1 protein-coding gene is annotated in these 236 nt (G+C 67.8%); it reads right to left on the bottom strand.

Translation table 11 applies throughout. The features are described from left to right. Positions 1-236: FG-GAP repeat domain-containing protein (locus tag ACQG3P_RS23750; protein ID WP_426806420.1), on the bottom strand; the 236-nt coding region annotated here is incomplete at both ends.

The following is a 236-nucleotide window of genomic DNA, read 5'->3' as shown; positions in this document are numbered from 1 at the left end:
TCTCTTCGGCCACGAACACCACATCCAGGGGGCCGTCGCCATTGAAGTCGGCCTCGCGCCCATGCTCGTTGGCGCCGGCGATGGTACCGCACGCTCCGGGCGTGTGGCTGAGCTTGCCGGTGCCATCGTTGAGGAACAGCCGGTTGGCGCCGTTCTCCACCGCCACCGCGACAACCAGGTCGCCGTCACAGTCGACATCCAGCACCGCCGCATCCAAGGCGTGCAGCTCGGCATCG

Origin of the sequence: Stenotrophomonas sp. SrG (assembly GCF_050031795.1) — a bacterium.
In the GTDB taxonomy this organism is placed as follows: Bacteria; Pseudomonadota; Gammaproteobacteria; order Xanthomonadales; family Xanthomonadaceae; genus Stenotrophomonas; species Stenotrophomonas rhizophila_A.
This window is presented reverse-complemented; position numbering and strand designations above follow the sequence as displayed.